Origin of the sequence: Cupriavidus nantongensis (assembly GCF_041726985.1) — a bacterium.
Lineage (GTDB): Bacteria > Pseudomonadota > Gammaproteobacteria > Burkholderiales > Burkholderiaceae > Cupriavidus > Cupriavidus nantongensis_A.
This window is the reverse complement of record NZ_CP168303.1, coordinates 678,700-701,116: the sequence shown is the minus strand read 5'-3', so window position 1 is coordinate 701,116 and position 22,417 is coordinate 678,700. Positions and strand designations below refer to the sequence as shown.

Here is a 22,417-nt window from a genome sequence, read left to right as displayed (position 1 = left end):
AACCAGGAGCACACCATGCTCAGAATTCTGATCGTTTCCGAAGACGCCGACCGGCTGGCCGAGATCCACCGGATCAGCGCCGCGGTGGGCAACTTCCAGGCCATGACGCTGCAAGAAGGCCTGGGCCGTTTCCCCCTGCATGCCAGCCGGCTGCGCATGGCGGACCTGCTGGTCCTCGAGCTGCCCGTCATCGGTGCCCAGCAAATCCAGGCGGTCGAATTGCTGCGCCAGCAGCATCCCGAGCTGCCGTGCATCCTGGTCACGCCGGCGCCCAGCTCGGAGGTGCTGATCAAGGCGATGCGCGCCGGTATCCGCGACGTCCTGCCATGGCCGCTGGACAAGGCCCAACTGGCCGAGGCGCTCAGGCGCGTGGAAGCCACCCACGTGCCGCGCGCGCAGGACAACGGGCAGGTGATCTCCGTGATCTCCTGCAAGGGCGGTGCCGGGACCAGCTTCATCGCGGCCAACCTGGGCGATGCGCTGGCGCGGCACCTGGGCAAGCGCGTGCTGGTGGTGGACCTGAACCGGCACTTCGGCGACCTGACCTATATCGTCAGCGACAAGATCCCGCCGTCGACGCTGCCCGAGATCTGCAGCCAGATCGACCGCATGGACAGCGCCTTTCTCGAGGCCTGCCTGGTGCACGTCGACAACGGCTTCGACATGCTGGCCGGCGCCTCCGACCCGGTCAAGGCCAGCCAGATCCAGAAGGACAAGCTGGAGTGGATCCTCTCGGTGGTGCAGCCGGCCTACGACTTCGTGATCTTCGACCTGGGCCAGAGCATCGACCCGCTGTCGATCGGTGTGCTCGACCACAGCGACCGCATCTGCGTGGTGGCCGAACCCGCCATCTCCTTCGGCCGTCCGGGACGCAGGCTGCTCGATATCCTCAGCGCCCTGCACTACCCCGCCGACAAGGTCCGCCTGGTGCTCAACCGCACTGGCCGCAAGCACGAGATGCCGCGCGCAACGATGGAAGAGATTTTCGGCATGAAGGCCGCCTTCACGCTGCCCGATGACGCGGCCGCGGTGGATGAGGCCATCAGCCACGGCGAGCCGGTGGCCAAGCTGAGCCGGCGCAGCGCCATGACGCGTGCGCTGCAGGCGATGGCTACGCAGCTCTGCACGCCGGCCGAGGCCGAGCGGCGCAGCCGCACCGAAACCGCATCGCCGCTGCGCCGGCTGATGCTGCGCGCGAAGAGCACCTGATTTCACCGATTGCAGCCGACCGCCACGGTCATCCGCAGCCGCTAACGAGGAGTCCATCATGTCGATCCGAGAACAACTGGCCAATGCCGAGCCTGCTTTCACCGTCAACGGTCACGCTGCGATCCAGTTTGCGACCTCGGCAGCGTCCGTATCGGGCGGCTACCATCAGCTCAAGCGCGACGTACATGAAACGGTGCTCGACCGCGTCGAGCTCGAGCGGCTGGCACGCTATCCGCAGGAGCAGGTGCGCCAGGAGATCACCGCGCTGGTCAACCTGATCGTCGACGAGCAGAAGGTGCTGCTCAACGACAACGAGCGCCGCCAGCTGACCGTCGAGATCTACGACGAGATGTTCGGCTTCGGCCCGCTCGAGCCGCTGCTGAAAGACCCGACCGTGTCGGACATCCTGGTCAACACCGCGCGCCAGACCTACGTGGAACGGCGCGGCAAGCTGGAGCTGACCGACGTCGTGTTCTACGACGACGCGCACCTGATGAAGGTGATCGAGAAGATCGTGTCGCGCGTCGGGCGCCGCATCGATGAAACCAGCCCGATGGTCGACGCGCGCCTGCCGGACGGCTCGCGTGTCAACGCGATCATTCCGCCCTCGGCCATCGATGGGCCGCTGCTGTCGATCCGCCGCTTTTCCGTGAATCCGCTGCAGGTGGCCGACCTGGTCAACCTGCGCAGCCTGACACCGCCGATGGCGCAGCTGCTGCAGGCGCTGTCGCAGGCCAAGGTCAACGTGCTGGTGTCCGGCGGCACCGGCAGCGGCAAGACCACGCTGCTGAACATCCTGTCCGGCTTTATCCCTGAGGACGAGCGCGTGGTCACGATCGAAGACGCCGCGGAACTGCAGCTGCGCCAGCCCCACGTGCTGCGGCTGGAAACGCGCCCGCCCAATATCGAAGGCAAAGGCGAAATCACGCAGCGCGCGCTGGTGCGCAATGCACTGCGCATGCGCCCGGACCGCATCATCCTGGGCGAAGTGCGCGGTGGCGAGGCGCTGGACATGCTCAACGCGATGAACACCGGCCACGAAGGCTCGCTCACCACCATCCACGCCAACACCCCGCGCGATGCGCTGACACGGCTGGAAAACATGGTCAGCATGGCGGGCCTGACCATGCCGGCCAAGGCCATGCGGCAGCAGATCGCCTCGGCCATCACGGTGATCGTGCAGGCCGCGCGCATGACCGACGGGCGCCGCAAGATCATCAGCATCCAGGAGATCACCGGCATGGAGGGCGACATCATCAACATGCAGGAGATCTTCACGTTCCAGCGCACCGGGGTGGACAAGGACGGCACCGTGCGCGGCAACTTCCGCGCCACCGGGGTCTATCCCAAGTTTGCCGAGCGGCTGCGCGTGTTCGGCGTGGGACTGCCTGACGATACCTACGACCCCGCCAAGCGCTACGAAGTCTGACCGGCCAGGGCACATACCAATACGATCCATCCGGGGGAGCTACACATGAGCACGATCTTCTACGCCTTCGGCATCCTGCTGTTCGTCGCCGTGGTGCTCTGCGTCGAGGGCATCTACCTGTGGTGGAACAATGCCCACGGACCCGCGGCCAAGCGTATCGAAGCGCGGCTGCGGGCACTGTCGGCCGGCGGACACGTTGGTGCCGAGCAGCTCTCGATCCTGAAGAAGCGCCTGCTGGCCGACTCGCCGCGCATGCAGCAGTGGCTGATGCGGGTGCCGCGCATCGGCGCGCTCGATCGCTGGCTCGAACAGTCCGGCAGCAGCTGGTCGGTGGCCCAGTTGTTCGGGTACTGCGCGATGGTGGTGCTGTGCACGGTCGCACTGATTCCGCTGTTGCCGGTACCGGCTTCACTGGTGATGCTCGGCGCGGTGCTGGCCGCCATGCTGCCGATGCTGCACGTGGTACGCCTGCGCGGCAAACGGCTCAAGCAGCTCGAGGCCCAACTGCCCGATGCGGTCGACATGATCAGCCGCGCCCTGCGCGCCGGGCACTCGTTCAGCGGGGCGCTCAGCATGGTCGGGCAGGAAATGAAGGCGCCGATCGGGCCGGAGTTCCGCACCACCTTCGAAGAGATCAACTACGGCGTGGCGCTGGACGAAGCCATGACTAACCTGGCCATGCGCGTGCCGGTGGCCGACCTGCGCTACTTTGTCATCGCGGTGCTGATCCAGCGCGAAAGCGGCGGCAACCTGGCCGAGATCCTCGACACGATCGGCACCATGGTGCGCGAACGCCTGAAGCTGTTCGACAAGATCCGAGTGCTGTCGGCCGAAGGCAAGATGTCGGCATGGGTGCTCGGGCTGCTGCCCTTCTGCACCGCCGGCCTGATCCTGGTGGTCAACCCCGGCTTCATGAACGTGCTGTGGGAAGACCCGCTGGGCCTGCGCATGATTGGCGGGGCGTTGGTGTCGATGAGCTTCGGCGTGCTGTGGATGCGCAAGATCATCCGGATCCGGGTCTGAGACGCCGGCTGCGGTTGCCTCAGGGCAGTACCAGAAGAAGCAGGGCTTGGACAGCCATACTGACGGGAGTCCATCATGCAAGAGATTTTCCAGGGGTTCCAGGGCGACCAGATGATCGTGCTCGTGCTGATCTTCGTGGCCGCGTTCGGTACGGTGTTCGGCGTGCTCTATGTGCTTGCGCCCCACCGGCTGCGGGGGCGGGCCGAGCAGATCGCCGGCCAGGCCGGGCCATTCCAGCCTGACTCGGGTCGGCAGCAGGCACTGATCGAACAGCTGGTGAAGTGGGCGCAGCCGGTATCGCGGCTGTCGCTGCCCAAGGAAGGCTGGGAGAATTCACAGCTGCGCGTGCGTTTCATGAATGCCGGCTGGCGCAGTGCAAGCGCCGCGCCGCTGTACTTCGGTGCCAAGACGGTACTTGCCGTCGGCCTGCCGATGCTTGGACTGCTGGCTGTCAGCAGCCAGCCCGGCCAGCAAAGCCAGCAGCTCATGTTCGTGCTGCTGGCGGTGCTGGGCGCGATTGGCTATTACCTGCCGAATCTGGTCCTCGCCCGCAAAGTCTCCCAACGCCAGCGCACCGTCTTCGAAGAATTCCCCGACGTGATCGACCTGCTGACGGTCTGCGTCGAAGCCGGCCTCGGCCTGGACGCGGCGCTGATGCGCGTGGCCGACGAGCTGGCGCTGCGCTGCCCGGTGCTGGCCGATGAACTGCAGCTGATGCTGCTGGAGCTGCGCTCGGGCTTCTCGAAGGAAAAGGCGCTGACCAACCTGTCGCTGCGCACTGGCGTTGAAGACGTCGACAAGTTTGCGTCGATGCTGGTCCAGGCCGACCGCTTCGGCACCAGCCTGGGCGAGTCGCTGCGCGTGCTGTCCGACATGCTGCGCACCAAGCGCCGCATGCGTGCCGAGGAGCAGGCCGCCAAGATTGCGCTGAAGCTGCTGTTCCCGTTGATCTTCACCATCTTCCCGTCCTTGCTGCTGGTGTTGCTGGGGCCGGCCTTTATCCAGATCTATCGCGTGCTACTGCCAACCATGGCGGGACAAGGAGGATAAACCCCCCGGGAAACCGCGACAGTTTCCCCCGGCTGTCTCCCGGTGCAATGCCGGCAAGACAGTCACTTGCCCGGAACCCAGGTTCCGGGCTTTTTTGCTTTGCCGGACGAGTCCCGGGGCTTGACCGGACGTTCTGGCTTCTGAAGAATGCAGGCAATCCCCCCTGCTGGCGCCGAGTCCTTGCAGCGCGCCCTACCGCCTGGAGTCCCGATGAAGCTACGCATCCTGAGTGACCTCCACATCGAACACAACCTGCCGCAGTCCGTACCCGCATGCGACGCCGACCTCGTGATACTGGCCGGCGACATCGCCAACGGCCGCGACGGCATCGACTGGGCCGTAAGCACGTTCAGCCAGCCGGTGGTCTACGTGCCGGGCAACCACGAGTACTACGAGAGCAATTTCGACACCGTCGACCAGCAGATGGCCGAGGCCGCGGCCGCGCATCCGCGGGTGCGCCTGCTCAATGGCGAGGTGGCGGAATTCGACGGCGTGCGCGTCATCGGTACGACGTGGTGGACCGACTACACGCTGTTCGGCACCGACCGGCGCGACGAGGCGATGCAGGCGTGCGCCAAAGCGATGTACGACCACCGGCTGATCGAGATCCGCGGCGACGATGGCCACATGCGCCAGTTCACGCCGCAGGACGCCCTGGCACGCCACCGGGCCGCATCTGACTGGCTGCAGGCGCAGCTGGCCCTGCCCTACGCCGGCAAGACTGTCGTGGTCACGCACCATGGCCCGGACCTGGGCAGCCTGGATCCGCGCTTCTCGCACGACCTGGTCTCCGGCGGTTTCCTGTCCCGCCGCCCCGACCTGGTGGCGCAGGCAGACCTGTGGATCCACGGCCATACCCACACCAGCTTCGACTACTGTGTCGACAACTCGCGCGTGGTGTGCAACCCGCGCGGCTATGTCAGCCGCCGTACCGGGGAGCTGGAGAACAAGGCATTCGACTGGTGCTGCGTGGTTGAGGTCTGACGCAAACCGACCCGCGCACCGCCGCGTAGGCCATCCAAACAAAAACCCCCGCGGACTCGCGCCCGCGGGGGTTTTTTCATCGCAGCCTGCCCTGACGGGCAGTGGCTGGGGATGGATTACATCATGCCTTCCATGCCGCCCATGCCGCCCATGCCGCCCGGCATTGCCGGAGCCGACTCTTCCTTCGGCGTTTCGGCCACGGCGCAGTCGGTGGTCAGCATCAGCGAAGCCACCGAAGCGGCGTTCTGCAGTGCGGTGCGGGTGACCTTGGTCGGGTCCAGCACGCCCATTTCCACCAGGTCGCCGTACTCGCCCGAAGCGGCGTTGTAGCCGTAGTTGCCCTTGCCTTCGATGACCTTGGCAACGACGACCGACGCTTCTTCACCGGCGTTCAGCACGATCTGGCGCAGCGGCTCTTCCATCGCGCGCAGCACGATCTTGATACCGGCGTTCTGGTCGGCGTTGTCGCCTTGCAGGGCCGAGATCGCGGCGCGGGCGCGCAGCAGGGCCACACCACCGCCGGGGACGATGCCTTCTTCCACCGCAGCACGCGTGGCGTGCAGGGCGTCTTCCACGCGGGCCTTCTTTTCCTTCATTTCGACTTCGGTGGCAGCGCCAACCTTGATCACGGCAACACCGCCGGCCAGCTTGGCCACGCGCTCTTGCAGCTTCTCACGGTCGTAGTCCGAGGTCGCTTCTTCGATCTGGGCGCGGATCTGCTTGACGCGGCCTTCGATCGCCGATGCGTCGCCGGCGCCGTCGATGATGATGGTGTTTTCCTTGCCGATCTCGATGCGCTTGGCCTGGCCCAGGTCGTTCAGGCTGGCCTTTTCCAGCGTCAGGCCGACTTCCTCGGCGATGACGGTGCCGCCGGTCAGGATGGCGATGTCTTCCAGCATGGCCTTGCGGCGGTCGCCGAAGCCCGGGGCCTTGACGGCGGCGGTCTTCAGGATGCCACGGATGTTGTTGACCACCAGGGTCGCCAGGGCTTCGCCCTCGACGTCTTCAGCGATGATCAGCAGCGGGCGGCCGGCCTTGGCCACTTGCTCCAGCACCGGCAGCAGGTCGCGGATGTTGCTGATCTTCTTGTCGAACAGCAGCACGAACGGGTTGTCCAGGGCGACAACCTGCTTTTCCGGGTTGTTGATGAAGTACGGCGACAGGTAGCCGCGGTCGAACTGCATGCCTTCCACGACTTCCAGCTCGTCGGCCAGCGACTTGCCGTCTTCGACGGTGATCACGCCTTCCTTGCCGACCTTGTCCATGGCTTCGGCGATGCGCTCGCCGATCGAGGCGTCGCTGTTGGCCGAGATCGCGCCAACCTGGGCGATTTCCTTGCTGGTGGTGGTGGGCTTGCTGATCTTCTTCAGCTCTTCCACGGCGGCGCCGACAGCCTTGTCGATACCGCGCTTCAGGTCCATCGGGTTCATGCCGGCGGCGACGAACTTCATGCCTTCACGCACGATCGACTGGGCCAGCACGGTTGCGGTGGTGGTACCGTCACCGGCGTTGTCGCTGGTCTTGGAAGCCACTTCCTTGACCATCTGGGCGCCCATGTTCTGCAGCTTGTCCTTCAGCTCGATTTCCTTGGCCACGGACACGCCGTCCTTGGTCACGGTCGGGCCGCCGAAGCTGCGCTCCAGCACCACGTTGCGGCCCTTCGGGCCCAGGGTCACCTTGACTGCGTTGGCGAGGATGTTCACGCCTTCGACCATCTTGGCACGTGCGGCGTCGCCGAACACTACGTCTTTTGCTGCCATGTTCTGAATCTCCTGAAATCTGTACGGGTGGGGCTACAAGTAACGGATTACTTGTTGACCACGGCCATGATGTCTTCTTCGCGCATGACCAGCAGTTCCTGGCCATCCACCTTCACGCCCTGGCCGGCATACTTGCCGAACAGCACGCGATCGCCGACCTTGACGTCCAGGGCGATGTTGTTGCCCTTGTCATCCTTCTTGCCGGGACCGATTGCCAGCACTTCGCCTTGATCGGGCTTCTCGGCAGCGTTGTCGGGAATCACGATACCGGACGCGGTCTTGGTTTCGTTGTCCAGACGCTTCACGATCACGCGGTCGTGCAGAGGACGCAGATTCATACGGACTCCTAGATACAAAGTGAGTTTTTGATCACAAATCGGCCGGCTACCGAGGCGACGGCCGTCAGAAATGTTCAGGTGTCGCAGAGGCTGTTAGCACTCACCCCTGACGAGTGCTAATTATAGGGACGGGGTAGGGGCATTTCAAGACAGGCGCTGGATGCGGGTTTTCCCGGAGGACGGGCGCAGCGCACATGGAGATCCGGCGCCGAGGGTGGCGCCGGTTGCCGGTGGCTGGCGTGATGCTACTTGCCGCCCTTCACGGTCGTGTAAGCGGTAATCAGGTTCCGATAGTCGGGAATATGGTTGGAGAACAAAGTCCCCAGCCCTTCGATGTCGTTGCGCCAGTCGCGATGAAGCTCGCAGGCCACGCCGAACCACGTCATCAGCTGGGCGCCGGCCTCGGCCATGCGGTGCCACGCGGATTCGCGCGTCACCTCATTGAAAGTCCCGGAGGCATCGGTCACCACGAACACATCGTAGCCGTCTTGGATCGCCGACAATGCCGGAAACGCCACGCAGACTTCAGTCACCACCCCGGCGATCAGCAGTTGTTTCTTGCCGGTTGCCTTGACCGCCTTGACGAAGTCCTCGTTGTCCCACGCATTGATCTGGCCAGGGCGTGGAATAAACGGCGCATCGGGGAACATCGCCTTGAGCTCCGGCACCAGCGGCCCGTTGGGTCCGTCCTCGAAGCTGGTGGTCAGGATCGTCGGCAGCTTGAAATACTTGGCCAGATCCGCCATGGCGAGGACGTTGTTCCTGAACTTGTCCGGCTCGATGTCGCGCACCAGCGACAGCAGGCCGGCCTGATGATCCACCATCAGCACCGCTGCCTGGCTCTTGTCCAGACGCTTGTAGGTCTTGCTCATCTTCCGCTCCTGTGAATGCGCGTCCGGTTCCGTCGGACACGCGTGGTGAAAATCCTGTGCAATCGGCATTGCCACCGGGCCCTACTCGACCCTTACCCCCGACAACGCCACCACCTTGCGCGTCTGCTGCGTCTGCGTTTCGATATAGCGCGCGAACTGCTCCGGGGTCAGCTTCATCGGCACCATCCCCTGCGCCGCAAAGTGCTTCTCCACGAAATCCTGTTCGTCGAGGATCTCGCGGATGGTGGCATTGAGCTTGTCGACCACCACGCGCGGCACCCTGGCCGGCGCCAGCACGCCGTAGACCGCCGAGATATTCATCTCCTTGTAGCCGGCCTCGTCGAAGGTGGGGACCTGGGGCAGCGCGCGCGTGCGCTTGTCGCCGCTGACCGCCAGCACCTTGAGCTTCTTCGCCGCGACGAAGCTCTGGATCGTCGGCAGCGCCGGGAACGTCATCAGGATCTGTCCGCCGACGACATCGGCCACCGCGGGCGCCGAGCCCTTGTATGGCACATGCACGAGGTCCGTGCCGGCCAGCTTGTTGAACAGCGCGCCCATCAGGTGCGGCTGGCTGCCGGCACCGAACGAACCGTAGCTGAGCGCCTGCGGGCGGGCCTTTGCATAGGCCGCCAGCTCCTTGACGCTGTCCACCGGCAGGCTGCCCGATACCGCCATCACCAGCGGCACATAGCCGATCGCGGCCACCGGCGCGAAATCGCGCGCGACGTTGTAGGGCACCGAGGGCAGCACCACAGGGTTGAGCACGAAGGTGGCGTCGTTGGTCAGCAGAAGCGTGTAGCCGTCGGGCTGCGCCTTGGCGACCGTGTCGGCGCCGATCACGGTGTTGGCGCCGCTCTTGTTCTCCACCACCACCGGCTGGCGCAGCTTCTCGGACATGCGCTGGGCCAGTTGCCTGGCGATGATGTCGGTCGTGCCACCGGGTGCGTAGGGCACTACCATGCGGATCGGCTGTGCGGGATAGGCTTGTGCGAGGGCGGCGCCTGTGCCGGCGAAGCAGGCCAGGCCGAGCACGGCGGCGCACAGCGCGCGAGGGATGTGAGTGTTCCGGTCCATCATGTCTCCGTCTGTCGTTGTCAGGCGTTCCGGCTCGTGCGGCCGGATCTCCGTTCAGTTGAACAACCAGGGTTCGCGCTGCCGCCGCGCTTGCTCGTAGGCGTCTGGGCGCGGCTCACCGGGTATCGGCAATGCCCTGGCTGCGCGCGCTGGTGGGCACGTTGTGGTCGTGCTCGCGGGGCGGTTGGGGTTGGTCATGTGTCTCCTTGCTAGTCCTCAATTCATTGCTGCGGATAGAATGCGTGCATGACTTCCGCCGCCAAACCCACCGCCCCCGTCGACCACGACACGCCGCGCAAGCTTGAAGAAGGCCATCGGGACTACGTCGCGGCGCTGGCGCGCGGACTGGCGGTGATCCAGGCGTTTACCGACACCACGCCGGAAATGACGCTCAGCGAAGTCGCCCAGGCCACCGGCATGACGCCCGCCAGCGCGCGCCGTGCCTTGCTGACACTGCAGGCACTGGGCTACATCGGCGCCAACGGGCGGCGCTTCGTGCTGCTGCCCAAGGTGCTGTCGCTGGGTGCCGCCTTCCTCAGCTCGATGAACCTGCGCGACATCGTCCAGCCCTTCCTGCAGGAAGTGGCCGAGCGCTTCCGCGACTCGGTCTCGCTCGCCATCCTCGACGGCGACAGCGTGGTCTACCTGGCGCATGTGCCCAGCCAGCGCCGCATCGCGTTCCGCGCCTCGGTCGGCTACCGGCTGCCGGTGCATTGCACCTCGCTCGGCCTCGCCTTGCTCGCCCATGCGCCCAAGGCCCAGCAGAACAAGGTCCTGGACAAGGCGCCGTTCCAGAAATTCACGCCGAAGACGCTCAGCGATGCCGATGCGCTGCGCGCGGCGCTGGCGCGCACGCTCGAACAGGGCTATGCGCTCCAGGAGGGCCAGCTCGAGCTCAACGTCCTGTCGATCGCCGTGCCCGTGCGCGACCCGCAGCAGCGCGTGATCGCCGCCATCAACTGCTCCACCGAGACCGAGCGCACCAGCCCCGACGAGCTGGTCGCGACGCGGCTGCCGGCACTGCGCGAGGCGGCCGCGATGATCGAAGCCGCCATCCGGCGGGCGCCTACGCTGGCGCATTCGATCCTGGCGGCTTCCTGAGCGCCGCGGCGCTTAAGCCGCCTCCTCCGGCTCGATCACCACATCCAGCGTCAGCAACTGGTAGCCGTCACGCTGCGGATGGGGCACCACCTCGACGATATGGTCATCGATGGTCGAGAAGATGCAGTCGACCGGGTTGGCGGGGTCGCCCTTGAAATAGATCTGCGACGTCAGCGTGCGGTATCCCGGCTGCACCACCCGGTAATGGATATGCGGCGCGCGCTGGCGGTTGCGGCCCAGGCGCCGCATCAGCACGCCCACCTCGGTGTCCTCGCGCCCGATGATGTAGCCGCCCGGCCGCACCGTGAAGATCCGGAAGCCGCCCTCGGCATCGCAGCGCAGCTTGCCGCGCAGGTTGTCTTCGAACTGGGAGTCGTCTTCGTTTTCGTAGCGCCCAAACTGGTTGGGCTGCCACACGATCAGCGTCGCGCCCGGCACCGGCCGCCCCGTGCGCGCATCCAGCACGCGGCCGCGCACCTCGAGCCGCTGCCCGGGCTCCTCCGCCGTCGCCAGGTGGCAGGGATTGCTGCCTTCAGCTACCTGGTCCTTGGGGAACGGGCCGGTCACGTTCTGCGGCGTGGCTTGCGCGCCGGTGCGCGCCAGGTCCAGCGCGCGCATGGTCAGGCCCATCATGTCGCACAGCATGATCAGCTCATCCTGCGCGGCCACCCGGCCCAGCCAGTTGGCAATGCGATAGAGCTGCGCATCGGTCAGCTGCAGCTCGTCGAGCATGGCGTGGAAATGCCGCAGCGCCACGCCGAATTGCGCCTGCAGGGCAGCGTCCGAGCCGGGCGCGCCGGTGCACATGGCGTCCAGCGCGCGCTGCAGGGTGTAGTTGTCCCGGGTGCTCATGGTTGTCTCCGTATTCTGGTTATTGGCTTGCGGCCGACAGGTCGATCGCGCGCGCCAGCAAGGTCCGGTCAGCCTTCAGCTTGTGCTTGGCGGGCTTGTGCGTCGGGGTGTGCGGGATCGCCTCGACGGTGGCGATATAACGCGGCAGCTTGTGAACGGCCAGGCGGCCGCGCGCCCAGGCGAGCAGTTCGGCCGCATCGGCCGACTCGCCGGCGCGGAACTGCACCGCCAGCAGGATTTCTTCCTCGCCGAGTTCCGCCGGCACGCCGATGGCCGCCGCTTCTTCCACCGCCGGATGCTCGCCGAAGATGCGGTCGAGCTCGGCGCCCGACACGTTCTCGCCCTTGCGCCGGATCACATCCTTCTTGCGCGCGACAAAGACGTAGTAGCCATCCTCGTCCTGGCGCACCAGGTCGCCGGTGGCGAACCAGCCGTCGCGGAATGCCGCCTCGGTCTGGCCCGGGTCACGGTAGTAGCCTTGCATCAGCGTAGGTGTGCGGATCAGCAATTCGCCCTCGCCGCCAGGGGCCACCTCGGCGCCCTCATCGTCGACGATGCGAGCCTGCGGCAGCGGCACCGCCGGATCCGGATGCGGCGAGATCAGGCCCATGGTGCCCAGCTTGTGCGGGCCGTCGAACGGATTGGCGATCACGCCCGGGATTTCCGTCATGCCGTAGCATTCGATCAGCCGCGGCACGTGGAACTCGTGCTTCATCACGCGCACCATTTCCTCGGTCTGCGGCGCGATAAACATCTTGGTGATGCGGTGAGCGGGCACGAACTCGGCCCGCGGGCGCCGGGCCAGGATGCTGCCGGCCGCCGCCACCAGGTTCACCTCCGTCGCGCCGGTCTCGGCGGCAAAGCGCCAGAACGACGACGCCGAGAACCTGCGCATCAGCACCAGGCAGCCGCCGCAAGCCAGCGCCCCGCCCACCGAATACATCAGCGCATTGATATGGAACAGCGGCATCACGCACATCACGCGCTCGTCGGGCTGCAGCTGCAGCCGGCCGACGAAGGCTTCGGCAGTGAGCACGCAGCCGCGGTGGCTGTGCATCGCGCCCTTGGGGAAGCCCGTGGTGCCGGAGGTGTAGATGATCAGCGCGGTGTCCCCGTCGCTGCCGCCGTCAGCAAGTTCGCTGGCAAACTCACCGGTGGCCGCCGCCATCGACTGGTCCAGCGTCGGCACGCCGTGGTCGCCGGGCTCGTTGGCGCGCAGCCAGACTGCACCGCCGAGCGCGCGGGCGATGTCCGCGCCGGTTTCGAGCGTGGCCGGCGCGCACACCAGTCCGCACACCTGCGCATGTTCGAACACGTACAGTGCCTCGTCCAGGCGGTATTCCGGGTTGGCCGGCACCATGGTTGCGCCGATGCGCGCCAGCGCGAACAGCAGCACGACCGTGGACGGATGGTTGGCGGACAGCACGCCGACGCGGTCGCCGCGGCGCACGCGCATGGCCTGCGCCAGCCATCGCGCGGCCTGCGCGATCCGCGCCTCGAGCTCGCGATAGCTCCAGGTCTGGCCCTCGAACAGCAACGCCGGCTTGTCCGGATGCGCCGCCACGCGAGCCGCGAGGAAGCCGGTCAGCGTGAAGTCGTGCGCCGGGTACTGCCTGAGCACGTCGAGCGGCGCCATCACACCGATGTGGTTGGCAGGCGCGTTCATGATGCTTGCGCCGGCGCGGCGCTGTAGGCGATGGCGTGTTCGGCGGCATCGGCCAGGATGAAGCCGATCGGCTGGCGGCGTTCCTCTTGCAGGTGGGCGATCAGGCTGGCCACGCGCGCCAGCAGCGGCACGCCCTTGAGCGCGGTGGCGGGATAGCCGGCATCGAGCAGCACGGCGGGGATCGCGCCCGAAACATTGAGCGGGAGGGGCTTGCTGTAGTGCTCGGGCACGGCGGCGGCTACCGCTTCCAGCGCGGCCACGTGGTCGCCCGCGATACCCAGCTCACGCGCGACGGCTAGCAGCCGGTGCGCGCGCGGATCCCCCAGCTTGTGCGTCGGATGGCCAAAGCCGGGCAGCGGCTTGCGCGCCTGGCGCACGGCCCGGACCACGGAGTTGGCGCTCTCGGCCAGTGTGCCGTGTTCCCGGCCGACCAGCACTTCCTCAAGCAGCTGGCCCGCGGTTTCCGACGCACCCAGGATCACCGAGCCGCAACCCAGCACGCCAGCCGCCACCGCGCCCTGCAACGCATCCGGCGCGGCCGCCAGTGTCATGCGCGCGGCCTGCACCGAGGGGACCAGGCCATGCTCCGCGATCGCGACGAGGCAGGCATCGGTGATCGCCACCAGCTTGGCGTCAGGCTCGCGGCCGGTCAGCAGGAACAGGAAGTAGGCGGTGAAGCCGGTCTTGCCGATCAGGGCCTCGCTCAGGTTTTTGCCATGTACCGATACGCCGTGGATATCCACCTGCGCGATGCTGGTCTGCCCGGCTGCATGGGGTTGTTTCGCGTCCGCCACGTTGTCTCCTATGTTTGCGCTACGCGCAAATTAATGCGGTATGCGAATTATTCTAGAGGGCCGTCCGGGGTAGCGCAAGAACGGTAAACCCGCATCGGGCCATCGTCGCAGTGGCTGGTACTGCATGTAGCGTGAGGTGGCTCCACGGCCGACGTCTACCGCTATTTCGGCGGCAAGGACGGTTTAGTCGGGGGGTGGAGCGGCCGTGCGACCGCTGCCTGGGAAAGACCGAGGAAGGTGTCGATGTGTCGCACTGCGAGGCGGCGCAGCCTGGACGGGCAGGGATTCTTCAGGCGGAGAGCGCTAGAAACTCGCGGCAAGCCCGAACGACACCCCGGAGACGTTATTGCCGAAGACATAGCGCACCACCGCGCGGATCCGGGTCACGAACACTTCGTGGGCGCTGGTGTCGAGTTCCAGGCCGGTGCCCAGCGTGGTGAGGTAATTGAACCCCAGCGCTCCTGCCTGGTTTCCGAAGTAATGCGAGTGCGACAACTCCAGCACGTAGCGCACCGGCCGGTCGAGCGCGCGCAGCCCGGTCGGCGCGCGCCAGCGCGCGTACAGGCTGGCGGTCTGCGCGGCGGACGAAGCCTCCACGCCCGACGAGGTGCCGAAGCTGCGCAGGTAGATATTGGTATAGCGCAGCTCGACGTCGATATCGCGGTTGTCGCGGTGGCTTTCCCAGTCGAGCATCACCGAGCCGCCCAGGCCATAGGCATTCATCGCGCCGTCGTCGAGGAAGGCGATGTCGCGCTCGGTCTTGTGCTCGACCGCGAACTGGGCGATGGACAGGTCGCTGGCAACGCGGCCGATCGATGCGTTGAAGATCGGGCGGAACACCAGTTCCTTGCTGGGGATCAGCGGGAAATCCCAGCCGATGCCAACCGTGCCGGCGAAGGTGTTCCACTTGGCCGGCAGCCTGCGGGACTCGCGCCCGTCGGTGGCGACAAAGGCCGGGTCGTAGCGGTTGTAGGCAATCGACCCTTCCAGGTAAAGCGGGAACGACTGGCTCAGCGTGAAGCCGCCGCCGAGCTGCCACAGGGTCAGGTCGGGGTTGTCGGTGCTGGCATTGCTGATCGAAAGCGAGCTGGATGCGAGGTCTGGCACGACCGCAAACGACATCAGCGTCAGCACGGCACTGGCGTGCTTCTGCACATTGGTGCCGACCACGCGAAACGCCGGCTGGGTCTGGGCCAGCGCGGGCATCGGCGCGGCCGCAAGGCCGGCCATCAGCATCAACACCAGGGGGCCTTGCGCTCGCATCGTTTCCCTCATCCGCTCCTGTGCCATCGCTCCCTGCGCCGCCACGCTGACCACAGTGTCATGCACGGCATCGCGTTTTCGTGGAGGCCATGGTGGCGGAAGCGCGTCCACGGCAGAAGTGAATCTTCTTGCCGCCGAATTAAAGGAAATGAAAGCCACTTGAGTCCAGCGTGCCGGCGCGGCCGCGGCGGCGCGCTTGTAGGAACAATGCCGGCATCGCATCGGCGCATGCCCGACAGCGCTAACCCGGCCCGCTGCCTAGACTGGCCTTGTCGCCGCGTGGCCTGCCACGCAGGCATGTGCGGCAAACGTCGCGCTGGACCCGACCAGGCCGGCGCTTCCGACCCTAACCCTGGAGGTATTCCATGGATCCGAAACAACCCGCTCGCCATACCCGAATCGCCAGCGTGATTGCGGCAAGCCTGGCAGGCCTCAGCTGCGCCGCAGCCATCGCGCAGACCGCCACGCCCGCCACTCCGGCCACGCCGGCAACCCCCGCCGCGCAGGGCATGCCGGCAACCCCCGCCACCCCCGCAACGCCTGCCGTGCCGGCCACCGCGGCCAGCCCCGCCGGCCAGGGCACCGCGCCCGGCGTGACCCAGATCCAGCCGCCGAAGGACCCGCTGGTCGAGCGTCGCGAGGCACGCCGCGAAGCCGCCGCCGAATACAAGGCGAAGAAAAAGGCCGCCAAGCAGGAGCGCAAGGTCGAGAACAAGGCGGCGGACGCAAACGCCCGCCAGGAAATGGCTGCGCCGAAGCAGTGACGCAGCGGTCGCGGCGGTGTTGCCGCACCAATGCAAACGGGCCCCGCGGGGCCCGTTTTGCCGTGTCAGTCGGCCAGTCCGCTGGCGTCGATATAGCCCAGCGCTTCGGTGACGGCGCGCCGCGCCTTCAGCACATAGCAGACCCGCCGCTCCTGGATCGACAGCGCCAGCACGTCGGCCTGCACCAGCTCCGAGAACACATGGCCGGCGCGCCCCAGGCTCAGTCGCGCCACCTGCGCCAGGTCGGTGGCAGGCAGCCCGGCCTCGCCTGCGTCGAGCAGCGCGCGGCAGATGCGGATGCGCGCGGGTTCGGTCATCAGCGCCAGCGTCAGCGTACTTTCCTGGGTCTCCATGATCACACCTCGGTTCTCCGGGCACGGCACCCGGGCCGGGCAAGATGCGGCGTCGGGGGCCATCCGGGGGGTCATTCTTGCCGCGCGGCCTGGCGCCCGCGGTTTTTCCCCGTTCTACGCGGCTCGCCCCGCAAAGGCAATAGGGTGCTGCCACGGCCAGGCCAACACGGGCGGGATTACAACAGGGCCCGCGCTGTGCCCGGCCGCGCTCAGGCCATCACAAACGGCAATTGCCGCTGGCGCTTGCCGGTCAGCGTGAACAGCGCATTGGCCACCGCCGGCGCGATTGGCGGCACGCCGGGTTCGCCCAGCCCGGTGGGGTTGTCCTGCGACGGCACGAAGAACACGTCCACCACCGGCGCGTCGGTGATGCGCGGCGGCGGATAGTCGGGGAAGTTGCTGTTCTTCACCGCGCCGTTCTCGATCTCGATGGCAAACCCCGGCCGGGTCATGGCCAGCCCGAACACGCACGCACCCTGGATCTGGGCCTCGGCCGACAATGGATTGACCACGCGGTTGGCATGCACGCCGGCGGTCACGCGATGCACGCGCGGCTCGCCCTTCACCAGCGAGACGTCGACCACATAGGCCACCACGGTGCTGAACGACTCATGCACCGCCACGCCCCAGGCATGCCCCTTGGGCAGCTTGCGCTTGCCGTAGCCGGCCTTCTCCACCGCCAGCTGCAGCGCGGCGCGATGGCGCGCATGCTTCTTTTCGTCGAGCCGCGCCAGGCGGAATGCCACCGGGTCCTGCCTGGCGGCGGCGGCCATCTCGTCGGCCAGCGTTTCCTTGACGAAGGCGGTATGCGTATTGCCGACCGAGCGCCACCACAGCACCGGCACGTCCACCTGCGGGTGGTGCACCGACATCTGCAGCGGCAGGTCGTAGTCGTTCTCGACAATGCCCTCGGTCATGGTGGCGTCGACGCCGTTCTTGACCATGAACGGCTCGAACGGCGTGCCTTTCAGGATCGACTGGCCGACGATGGTGTGCTGCCAGCCCACCACCTTGCCCTGCGCGTCCAGGCCGATGCGGGCGCGGTGCAGGTGCAGCGGGCGGTAATAGCCGCCGCGGATATCGTCCTCGCGGCTCCACACCACCTTGAGCGGCTCGGTGTGGCCCGCGGCGACCCAGGCCTTGAGCACGTTGGCCGCTTCGACGATGTAGTCGGAGGTCGGCACCGCGCGCCGGCCGAAGCCGCCGCCGGCCATCATGGTGTTGAGCACCACCTTGTCCGGCGCCAGCCCCAGCGTGCGCGCCACCGCGGCCTGGTCGACGGTCTGGAACTGCGAGCCGACCCAGACCTTGACTGACTGCACCTTGCCGCCGGCCACCTCGGGCTGCAGCGTGCAGTTCAGCGGCTCCATCGGCGCGTGCGCCAGGTAGGGGAAGCGGAAGTCGGCCTCGATCTTGCGCGGCGCGCCGTTGATGGCAGCGGCGATATTGCCCTCGCCCGCGCGCGCGACGGTGCCGGGCCGCGCGGCCAGCTTCGCGTATTCATCGAACAGGGCCTGCGACGAGACTGTCGAGCCAGCGTCTTCCCACTGGACCTCGAGCGCATCGCGGCCCATCTTGGCCGGCCAGTAGCCGCTGGCGATCACGGCCACGCCGCTGCCGCCGCGGTCGACCGGCACCTGCAGCACGCCGCGCACGCCCGGCACCGCTCGGGCCTTGTCGGCGCTGAAGCTTTTGACCTTGCCGCCGAAGCGCGGCGGCCGCGCCACCACCGCCACCACCATGCCCTTGAGCTGGGTGTCGATGCCGAACGGCGTGGTCGCTTCCATCTTGCCGCGCGCATCGAGCCGCGGCGTGGGCTTGCCGACGATGCGGAACTGCGCCGGGTCCTTCAGCGTGACCTGCTGCGGCACCGGCAGCTCCATCGCCGCCGGCGCCAGTTCGCCGAAGGTAGCGCGCTGGCTGCCGGAGCTGACCACGCCCTGCTCCACCTTGCAACTGGCCGGGTCGACCTTCCAGCGCTGCGCCGCGGCCGCGACCAGCATCGCGCGGGCGCGCGCGCCGAGTTCGCGGTACTGCTGGAACGAGTGGTTCAGCGCGGTGGAGCCGCCGGTCATCTGCATGCCGAAACCGGGGTCCTTGTACGGATCGCCGGCCGGGGCCAGTGCCGCGCGCACGTTGCGCCAGTCGGCATCCAGCTCTTCGGCCAGCGCCATCGGCAGCGCGGTATGCACGCCCTGGCCGAATTCGAGCCGGTTCACGGCCACGGTCACGGTGTTGTCCGGCGCGATGATCAGGAACGCCTGCGGCGCTGCCGGCGGCGCCTTGGGCTTGGCGCCTTCCTGCGCCTGCGCCAGCGGTGCCACGCCCAGTGCCAGCCCGCCGCCGGCCAGGCCGGTCAGCTTCAAGAAACTGCGGCGGTCCAGCGTCGCCACGCCGGCGTCGGCACGCGCTTCGCCGCTGTTGCCTGCCTGGCCGCCGGCCAGGGCTTCGATGCCTCGGATACGCATATCGGTTCGCTCCCGCTCAGGCCAGCGCACGGGCGGCGTCTTTGATCGCCGCGCGGATGCGCTGGTACGTGCCGCAACGGCACAGGTTGCCGGCCATGGCCTGGTCGATGTCGGCGTCGGTGGGCCGCGGCTTGCTGCGCAGCAGGCCGACGGCGCTCATCACCTGGCCGTTCTGGCAGTAGCCGCACTGGGCGACATCGTGCTTGAGCCAGGCGTCCATCACGGCGCGCCCGACGCGGTCGCTGCCGATGCCTTCGATGGTGGTGATGCGCGCCCCGGCGACGGCGGAGGCCGGCGTCACGCAGCTGCGCGTGGCCTGGCCGTTGACGTGCACGGTGCAGGCACCGCACGCGGCCATGCCGCAGCCGAACTTGGTGCCGGTCATTTCGAGGTTGTCGCGCAGCGCCCACAGCAGCGGCGTGGACGGGTCCACGTCGACTTCGCGGGTCTTGCCGTTGACGTTGATGGAGAGGGTGGTCATTTGGGGGACACTCCTTGGGTACGTTGCCCGCTGGTCATTGCCTGTGCGCCGCAGCCTGGCGCAACGGACAAGTGAGGATAGTGCAATTTGCGGCACCTTGCCGGAGGCTTTGCGCCCTAACCTGCCCGTGGGTGCGGGTTGCACGAACTTTGTGCAAGGAACGGCTGTCCCTCATGGATTGCCTTGCCATCCCGGCGGGATTCCGGTGTGATCCGGTTCCCGCCGCTGAAACAGTGCCATCGACTATTCCAGAAAATTCGTTTCCCGCGGCCGGCACCGCACCGGCCCACAACCCTGCTGCCGCGCCGGGCACGACCGCCTTGCCAGCAGCCCGCACTCGCACCGCATCGTCACCGTCGATAGCGCGGCTCGACAGCATCCAGGCCCTGCGCGGACTGGCCGCCGCCATGGTGGTGGTCTACCACTCCGGGCTCACGCTGGGCGGCCCCAACGCGCCGGTGCTGAACTGGCTGACCCACAACGTGATCAAGCGCGGCCATGTCGGCGTCGATGTGTTCTTCGTCATCAGCGGCTTCATCATCGCCTGGGTCGCGGTGCTGGCGCGGCCCAGGCCGGAGCGTCCGCTCAGCTTCATGATCCGGCGCCTGTGCCGGCTGGCGCCGCCGTACTGGACCATGTCGGCGCTCCATGCACTGCTGCTCAACCCGGTCACGCCGGCGCTGTTCGCCGCGTCGCTGGCATTCCTGCCAACATCCACCGGCCATGCGCCCTACTACGGCTATCCCGCGCTGTACGTGGGCTGGTCGCTCAATTACGAGCTGGCGTTCTACGCGGTGTTTGCGCTCGGGCTGCTGCTGGCGGGGCGGCGCGCGCTGCTGGTGGTGCTGGGGGTATTCTTGCTGTTCACGCTGGTGCTGCCGTGGTGGCGCTTCGGCACGCTGGTGACCGATCCCGCGCAGGGCTATCCGTTCGCTTCGCCGTGGCTGGCCATGGTCAGCAATCCGCTGGTGCTCGAGTTCCTGCTGGGCTGCGGGCTGGCGTGGGCCTACGCGCGCTGGCGCCACTTGCTGACGCCGGCACTGGCGCTGGCGCTGCTGGCCATCGGCAGCGCGGCGTTCGCACTGTCGCTGCCGATGGTCGGGCCGGATTTCAGCCTGGCGGGACGGGGCTTGCCCGCGGCGCTGCTGGTGGCCGGCGTGGTCGCCGCCGAGCACACCGGCATGCTGCGCGTGCCGCGCGCGCTGATCTGGCTGGGCGAACTGTCCTACGCCCTCTACCTGACCCATCCGACCGTAATCGAAGCGGTCAAGCGCCTGATGCCCGAACTGGGCGCGCACCAGACCGCCATGCAATTGCTGCGCTTTGCCATCGACGCCGGCCTGGCGCTGGCGCTGGCCTGGCTGCTGCACCGCTGGGTCGAGCTGCCCGGCATCGCGGCCGGGCGCCGGCTGGCACGCGGCTAGCGTTGCGGCAGGCCGGCCAGGAACAGGTACAAGGCGGTCAGCTCGGTATCGTTCATGCGGCCGAACGAATCGAACGGCATCACGCGGCTGAGCGCGCTGCCGTCGGGCCGCTTGCCGCTGCGCATCATCTCGATGAACGCGGCAGGCTCGGTGTAGCGGGCCATGGCGCCGCCGGGCACCGGGCGCAGGTCGGCGGCCGCGGGCCAGTCGGGCGGCGCTCCCGGGATCTTGCCGCCACGGAACGCCGGCCCGTGGCATCCCAGGCAGACATTGGCCACGTAGGCGCCATAACGCGGCGTCGGCTCGGGCACCAGCGCCGCCTGCGCCGGCAGGCTGTGGTCGATCTTGGACGCCGCGTCCTGCACCACCCCCACCCCATACAGCGCGCGCACCAGCCACGGCATGGTGATCTCGGCGGGGGCGCCCATCGCCGCGGGCAGGCTGCGCAGGTAGCCGATCAGCGCGCCGAGGTCCTCGTCGCTGAGCCGGTTGTAGTCTTCGCTGGGCATGACCAGCAGCGGGCGCAGCGATGGCGCCACGCCATGGCGGATGCTGCGCACCCAGTCCACTGGCTCGTAAGCGGCAATGGCGGGGTTGGCGCGGGTCAGGTCCGGCGCGCGCACGCGCAGGCCGCCGGGGTCGTCGATCACCTGCTTGCCGCCCCCGCCGGCGCCATGGCATTCCATGCAGCCGCGCGATTCATACAGGTACTTGCCGTGGGCGATGGACGCGGGATCCTCGCGGATGGCAACGGGCGCGACCGGGACTTCCACCACGCGCTGCGCCTTGCGCTCGCCCACCCATGCCGCGCCGTACGCCGCCGCGGCGGCAACCACGGCCGTGCCGGCAAGCCCCCATGCCGCCATCCGCAGAATCCGCGCCATTTGCCTTCCCCTGTCCGCCGCACTGGATGCCGCAGCTTGCGGCCAGTGCCCCGGGGGCTGTCGGTGGGAAAGGCAACATAGCGCAGCGCCGGCGGCGCTCAGGACAGTCCGGCCGGGGCGCGGTCGATGAAGCCGGTCATGCGCGCCAGCCGGCCATCGGCCGACACCGTGGCAAAGTCGGTGCCGACCACCAGCGCCGCTTCGCCCGCGGGCCCAAGCTCCCAGGTAAAGCGCAGGTGCTCCCCGTGCGCATCGACCGGGCTCACACGGGTAAAGCGGAAACCAGGAAACTTCGCCTGCACCGCGGCGATCATCGCATCGATGCCGGCATGGCCGTCGCCCCGCATCAGCGGATCCACATAGCAAGCCGTTTCCGTCCACGCCGCCGCGATCAGCTCGCGCCGGCGCGCGGCATCGGTCTCGTTCCAGGCGGCGAGGTAGCGGTCGGCAAGCGTGGCGGCGTGTGCGACCTGCGGGGATTGGGTGGCAGCGGACATGGCGTTCTCCTTGGGTTGACTGGTCAGGGACTCGGGGCCTGGCGTCAGGCCATGGCTGCATGATCGGCGCGGGGGCGCGGCGGCGCGATTACCGGCGAGGTTATCGGCGTGGATACCGGCATCGCGGACCC

At 67.6% G+C, this 22,417-nt stretch carries 21 protein-coding genes; 8 read left to right on the top strand and 13 right to left on the bottom strand.

What is annotated here, in order from left to right:
* The first annotated feature begins 15 nt into the window (after nucleotides 1–15).
* The 5 genes from ACEI37_RS14295 to ACEI37_RS14275 all read left to right on the top strand — a co-directional run bounded on the left by ACEI37_RS14295 (nucleotide 16) and on the right by ACEI37_RS14275 (nucleotide 5,695).
* Nucleotides 16–1,209: a CpaE family protein gene (locus tag ACEI37_RS14295; RefSeq protein ID WP_373379444.1), complete on the top strand. Its 1,194-nt coding sequence runs from the start codon at nucleotides 16–18 to the stop codon at nucleotides 1,207–1,209.
* A gap of 58 nt (nucleotides 1,210–1,267) precedes the next feature.
* Nucleotides 1,268–2,638: a CpaF family protein gene (locus tag ACEI37_RS14290; RefSeq protein ID WP_373379443.1), complete on the top strand. Its 1,371-nt coding sequence runs from the start codon at nucleotides 1,268–1,270 to the stop codon at nucleotides 2,636–2,638.
* A 45-nt stretch (nucleotides 2,639–2,683) separates the two neighbouring features.
* On the top strand, nucleotides 2,684–3,661 hold the full coding sequence (locus ACEI37_RS14285) for a type II secretion system F family protein (protein ID WP_373379441.1): 978 nt from the start codon (nucleotides 2,684–2,686) through the stop codon (nucleotides 3,659–3,661).
* Between the two features lie 75 nt (nucleotides 3,662–3,736).
* Nucleotides 3,737–4,711: a type II secretion system F family protein gene (locus ACEI37_RS14280; RefSeq protein WP_062797207.1), complete on the top strand. Its 975-nt coding sequence runs from the start codon at nucleotides 3,737–3,739 to the stop codon at nucleotides 4,709–4,711.
* Between the two features lie 210 nt (nucleotides 4,712–4,921).
* Complete coding sequence (locus tag ACEI37_RS14275; RefSeq protein ID WP_373379440.1) at nucleotides 4,922–5,695, top strand: metallophosphoesterase; 774 nt, start codon at nucleotides 4,922–4,924, stop codon at nucleotides 5,693–5,695.
* A 116-nt stretch (nucleotides 5,696–5,811) separates the two neighbouring features.
* Here ACEI37_RS14275 and groL read toward each other — a convergent pair whose 3' ends face one another.
* The 4 genes from groL to ACEI37_RS14255 all read right to left on the bottom strand — a co-directional run bounded on the left by groL (nucleotide 5,812) and on the right by ACEI37_RS14255 (nucleotide 9,739).
* Nucleotides 5,812–7,455 carry a chaperonin GroEL gene (gene groL, locus ACEI37_RS14270; protein WP_116294456.1) on the bottom strand — a complete coding sequence of 548 codons (1,644 nt, stop codon included), beginning with the start codon at nucleotides 7,453–7,455 and terminating at the stop codon, nucleotides 5,812–5,814.
* 47 nt (nucleotides 7,456–7,502) lie between these two features.
* Nucleotides 7,503–7,793, bottom strand: a complete 291-nt coding sequence (gene groES / locus ACEI37_RS14265; protein ID WP_008644494.1) for a co-chaperone GroES — start codon at nucleotides 7,791–7,793, stop codon at nucleotides 7,503–7,505.
* A gap of 245 nt (nucleotides 7,794–8,038) precedes the next feature.
* Nucleotides 8,039–8,665: an isochorismate family cysteine hydrolase YcaC gene (ycaC, locus tag ACEI37_RS14260; protein ID WP_373379439.1), complete on the bottom strand. Its 627-nt coding sequence runs from the start codon at nucleotides 8,663–8,665 to the stop codon at nucleotides 8,039–8,041.
* 81 nt (nucleotides 8,666–8,746) lie between these two features.
* Nucleotides 8,747–9,739, bottom strand: coding sequence for a Bug family tripartite tricarboxylate transporter substrate binding protein (locus ACEI37_RS14255; protein WP_373379438.1), 993 nt, complete (start codon nucleotides 9,737–9,739; stop codon nucleotides 8,747–8,749).
* A 246-nt stretch (nucleotides 9,740–9,985) separates the two neighbouring features.
* On the opposite strand from ACEI37_RS14255, the gene ACEI37_RS14250 reads away from it, so the two are divergent.
* Nucleotides 9,986–10,840 (top strand): IclR family transcriptional regulator C-terminal domain-containing protein, encoded by an 855-nt coding sequence (locus ACEI37_RS14250; RefSeq protein WP_373379437.1) that lies wholly within the window; start codon nucleotides 9,986–9,988, stop codon nucleotides 10,838–10,840.
* 12 nt (nucleotides 10,841–10,852) lie between these two features.
* Here ACEI37_RS14250 and ACEI37_RS14245 read toward each other — a convergent pair whose 3' ends face one another.
* From ACEI37_RS14245 to ACEI37_RS14230, 4 genes are all read right to left on the bottom strand, one after another.
* A complete protein-coding gene (locus ACEI37_RS14245; protein ID WP_373379436.1) occupies nucleotides 10,853–11,692 on the bottom strand; it encodes a protocatechuate 3,4-dioxygenase in 840 nt (279 codons plus the stop codon).
* A gap of 19 nt (nucleotides 11,693–11,711) precedes the next feature.
* Nucleotides 11,712–13,358 carry a class I adenylate-forming enzyme family protein gene (locus ACEI37_RS14240; protein WP_373379435.1) on the bottom strand — a complete coding sequence of 549 codons (1,647 nt, stop codon included), beginning with the start codon at nucleotides 13,356–13,358 and terminating at the stop codon, nucleotides 11,712–11,714.
* Nucleotides 13,355–14,152 carry a citryl-CoA lyase gene (locus ACEI37_RS14235; RefSeq protein WP_373379434.1) on the bottom strand — a complete coding sequence of 266 codons (798 nt, stop codon included), beginning with the start codon at nucleotides 14,150–14,152 and terminating at the stop codon, nucleotides 13,355–13,357. The genes ACEI37_RS14240 and ACEI37_RS14235 overlap by 4 nt, the downstream gene beginning before the upstream one ends.
* Before the next feature lie 303 nt (nucleotides 14,153–14,455).
* A complete protein-coding gene (locus tag ACEI37_RS14230; RefSeq protein ID WP_373379433.1) occupies nucleotides 14,456–15,415 on the bottom strand; it encodes a hypothetical protein in 960 nt (319 codons plus the stop codon).
* Between the two features lie 365 nt (nucleotides 15,416–15,780).
* Between ACEI37_RS14230 and ACEI37_RS14225 the strand changes: the two genes are divergently transcribed.
* Nucleotides 15,781–16,179, top strand: coding sequence for a hypothetical protein (locus tag ACEI37_RS14225; protein ID WP_373379432.1), 399 nt, complete (start codon nucleotides 15,781–15,783; stop codon nucleotides 16,177–16,179).
* 65 nt (nucleotides 16,180–16,244) lie between these two features.
* On the opposite strand, the gene ACEI37_RS14220 is transcribed toward ACEI37_RS14225, so the two are convergent.
* The 3 genes from ACEI37_RS14220 to ACEI37_RS14210 form a co-directional block, all read right to left on the bottom strand.
* Nucleotides 16,245–16,532: an ArsR family transcriptional regulator gene (locus ACEI37_RS14220; protein ID WP_373379431.1), complete on the bottom strand. Its 288-nt coding sequence runs from the start codon at nucleotides 16,530–16,532 to the stop codon at nucleotides 16,245–16,247.
* Between the two features lie 209 nt (nucleotides 16,533–16,741).
* Nucleotides 16,742–19,000 (bottom strand): molybdopterin cofactor-binding domain-containing protein, encoded by a 2,259-nt coding sequence (locus ACEI37_RS14215; protein WP_373379430.1) that lies wholly within the window; start codon nucleotides 18,998–19,000, stop codon nucleotides 16,742–16,744.
* A gap of 16 nt (nucleotides 19,001–19,016) precedes the next feature.
* Nucleotides 19,017–19,481, bottom strand: coding sequence for a (2Fe-2S)-binding protein (locus tag ACEI37_RS14210; protein ID WP_373379429.1), 465 nt, complete (start codon nucleotides 19,479–19,481; stop codon nucleotides 19,017–19,019).
* A gap of 320 nt (nucleotides 19,482–19,801) precedes the next feature.
* On the opposite strand from ACEI37_RS14210, the gene ACEI37_RS14205 reads away from it, so the two are divergent.
* The gene (locus ACEI37_RS14205; RefSeq protein ID WP_373379428.1) at nucleotides 19,802–20,905 is read left to right on the top strand and encodes an acyltransferase family protein; all 1,104 of its coding nucleotides are present in this window, start codon (nucleotides 19,802–19,804) and stop codon (nucleotides 20,903–20,905) included.
* Here ACEI37_RS14205 and ACEI37_RS14200 read toward each other — a convergent pair.
* Nucleotides 20,902–21,789 carry a cytochrome c gene (locus ACEI37_RS14200; RefSeq protein WP_373379427.1) on the bottom strand — a complete coding sequence of 296 codons (888 nt, stop codon included), beginning with the start codon at nucleotides 21,787–21,789 and terminating at the stop codon, nucleotides 20,902–20,904. The genes ACEI37_RS14205 and ACEI37_RS14200 overlap by 4 nt on opposite strands.
* A 98-nt stretch (nucleotides 21,790–21,887) precedes the next feature.
* Nucleotides 21,888–22,286: a nuclear transport factor 2 family protein gene (locus ACEI37_RS14195; RefSeq protein WP_373379426.1), complete on the bottom strand. Its 399-nt coding sequence runs from the start codon at nucleotides 22,284–22,286 to the stop codon at nucleotides 21,888–21,890.
* Nucleotides 22,287–22,417: the final 131 nt, after the last annotated feature.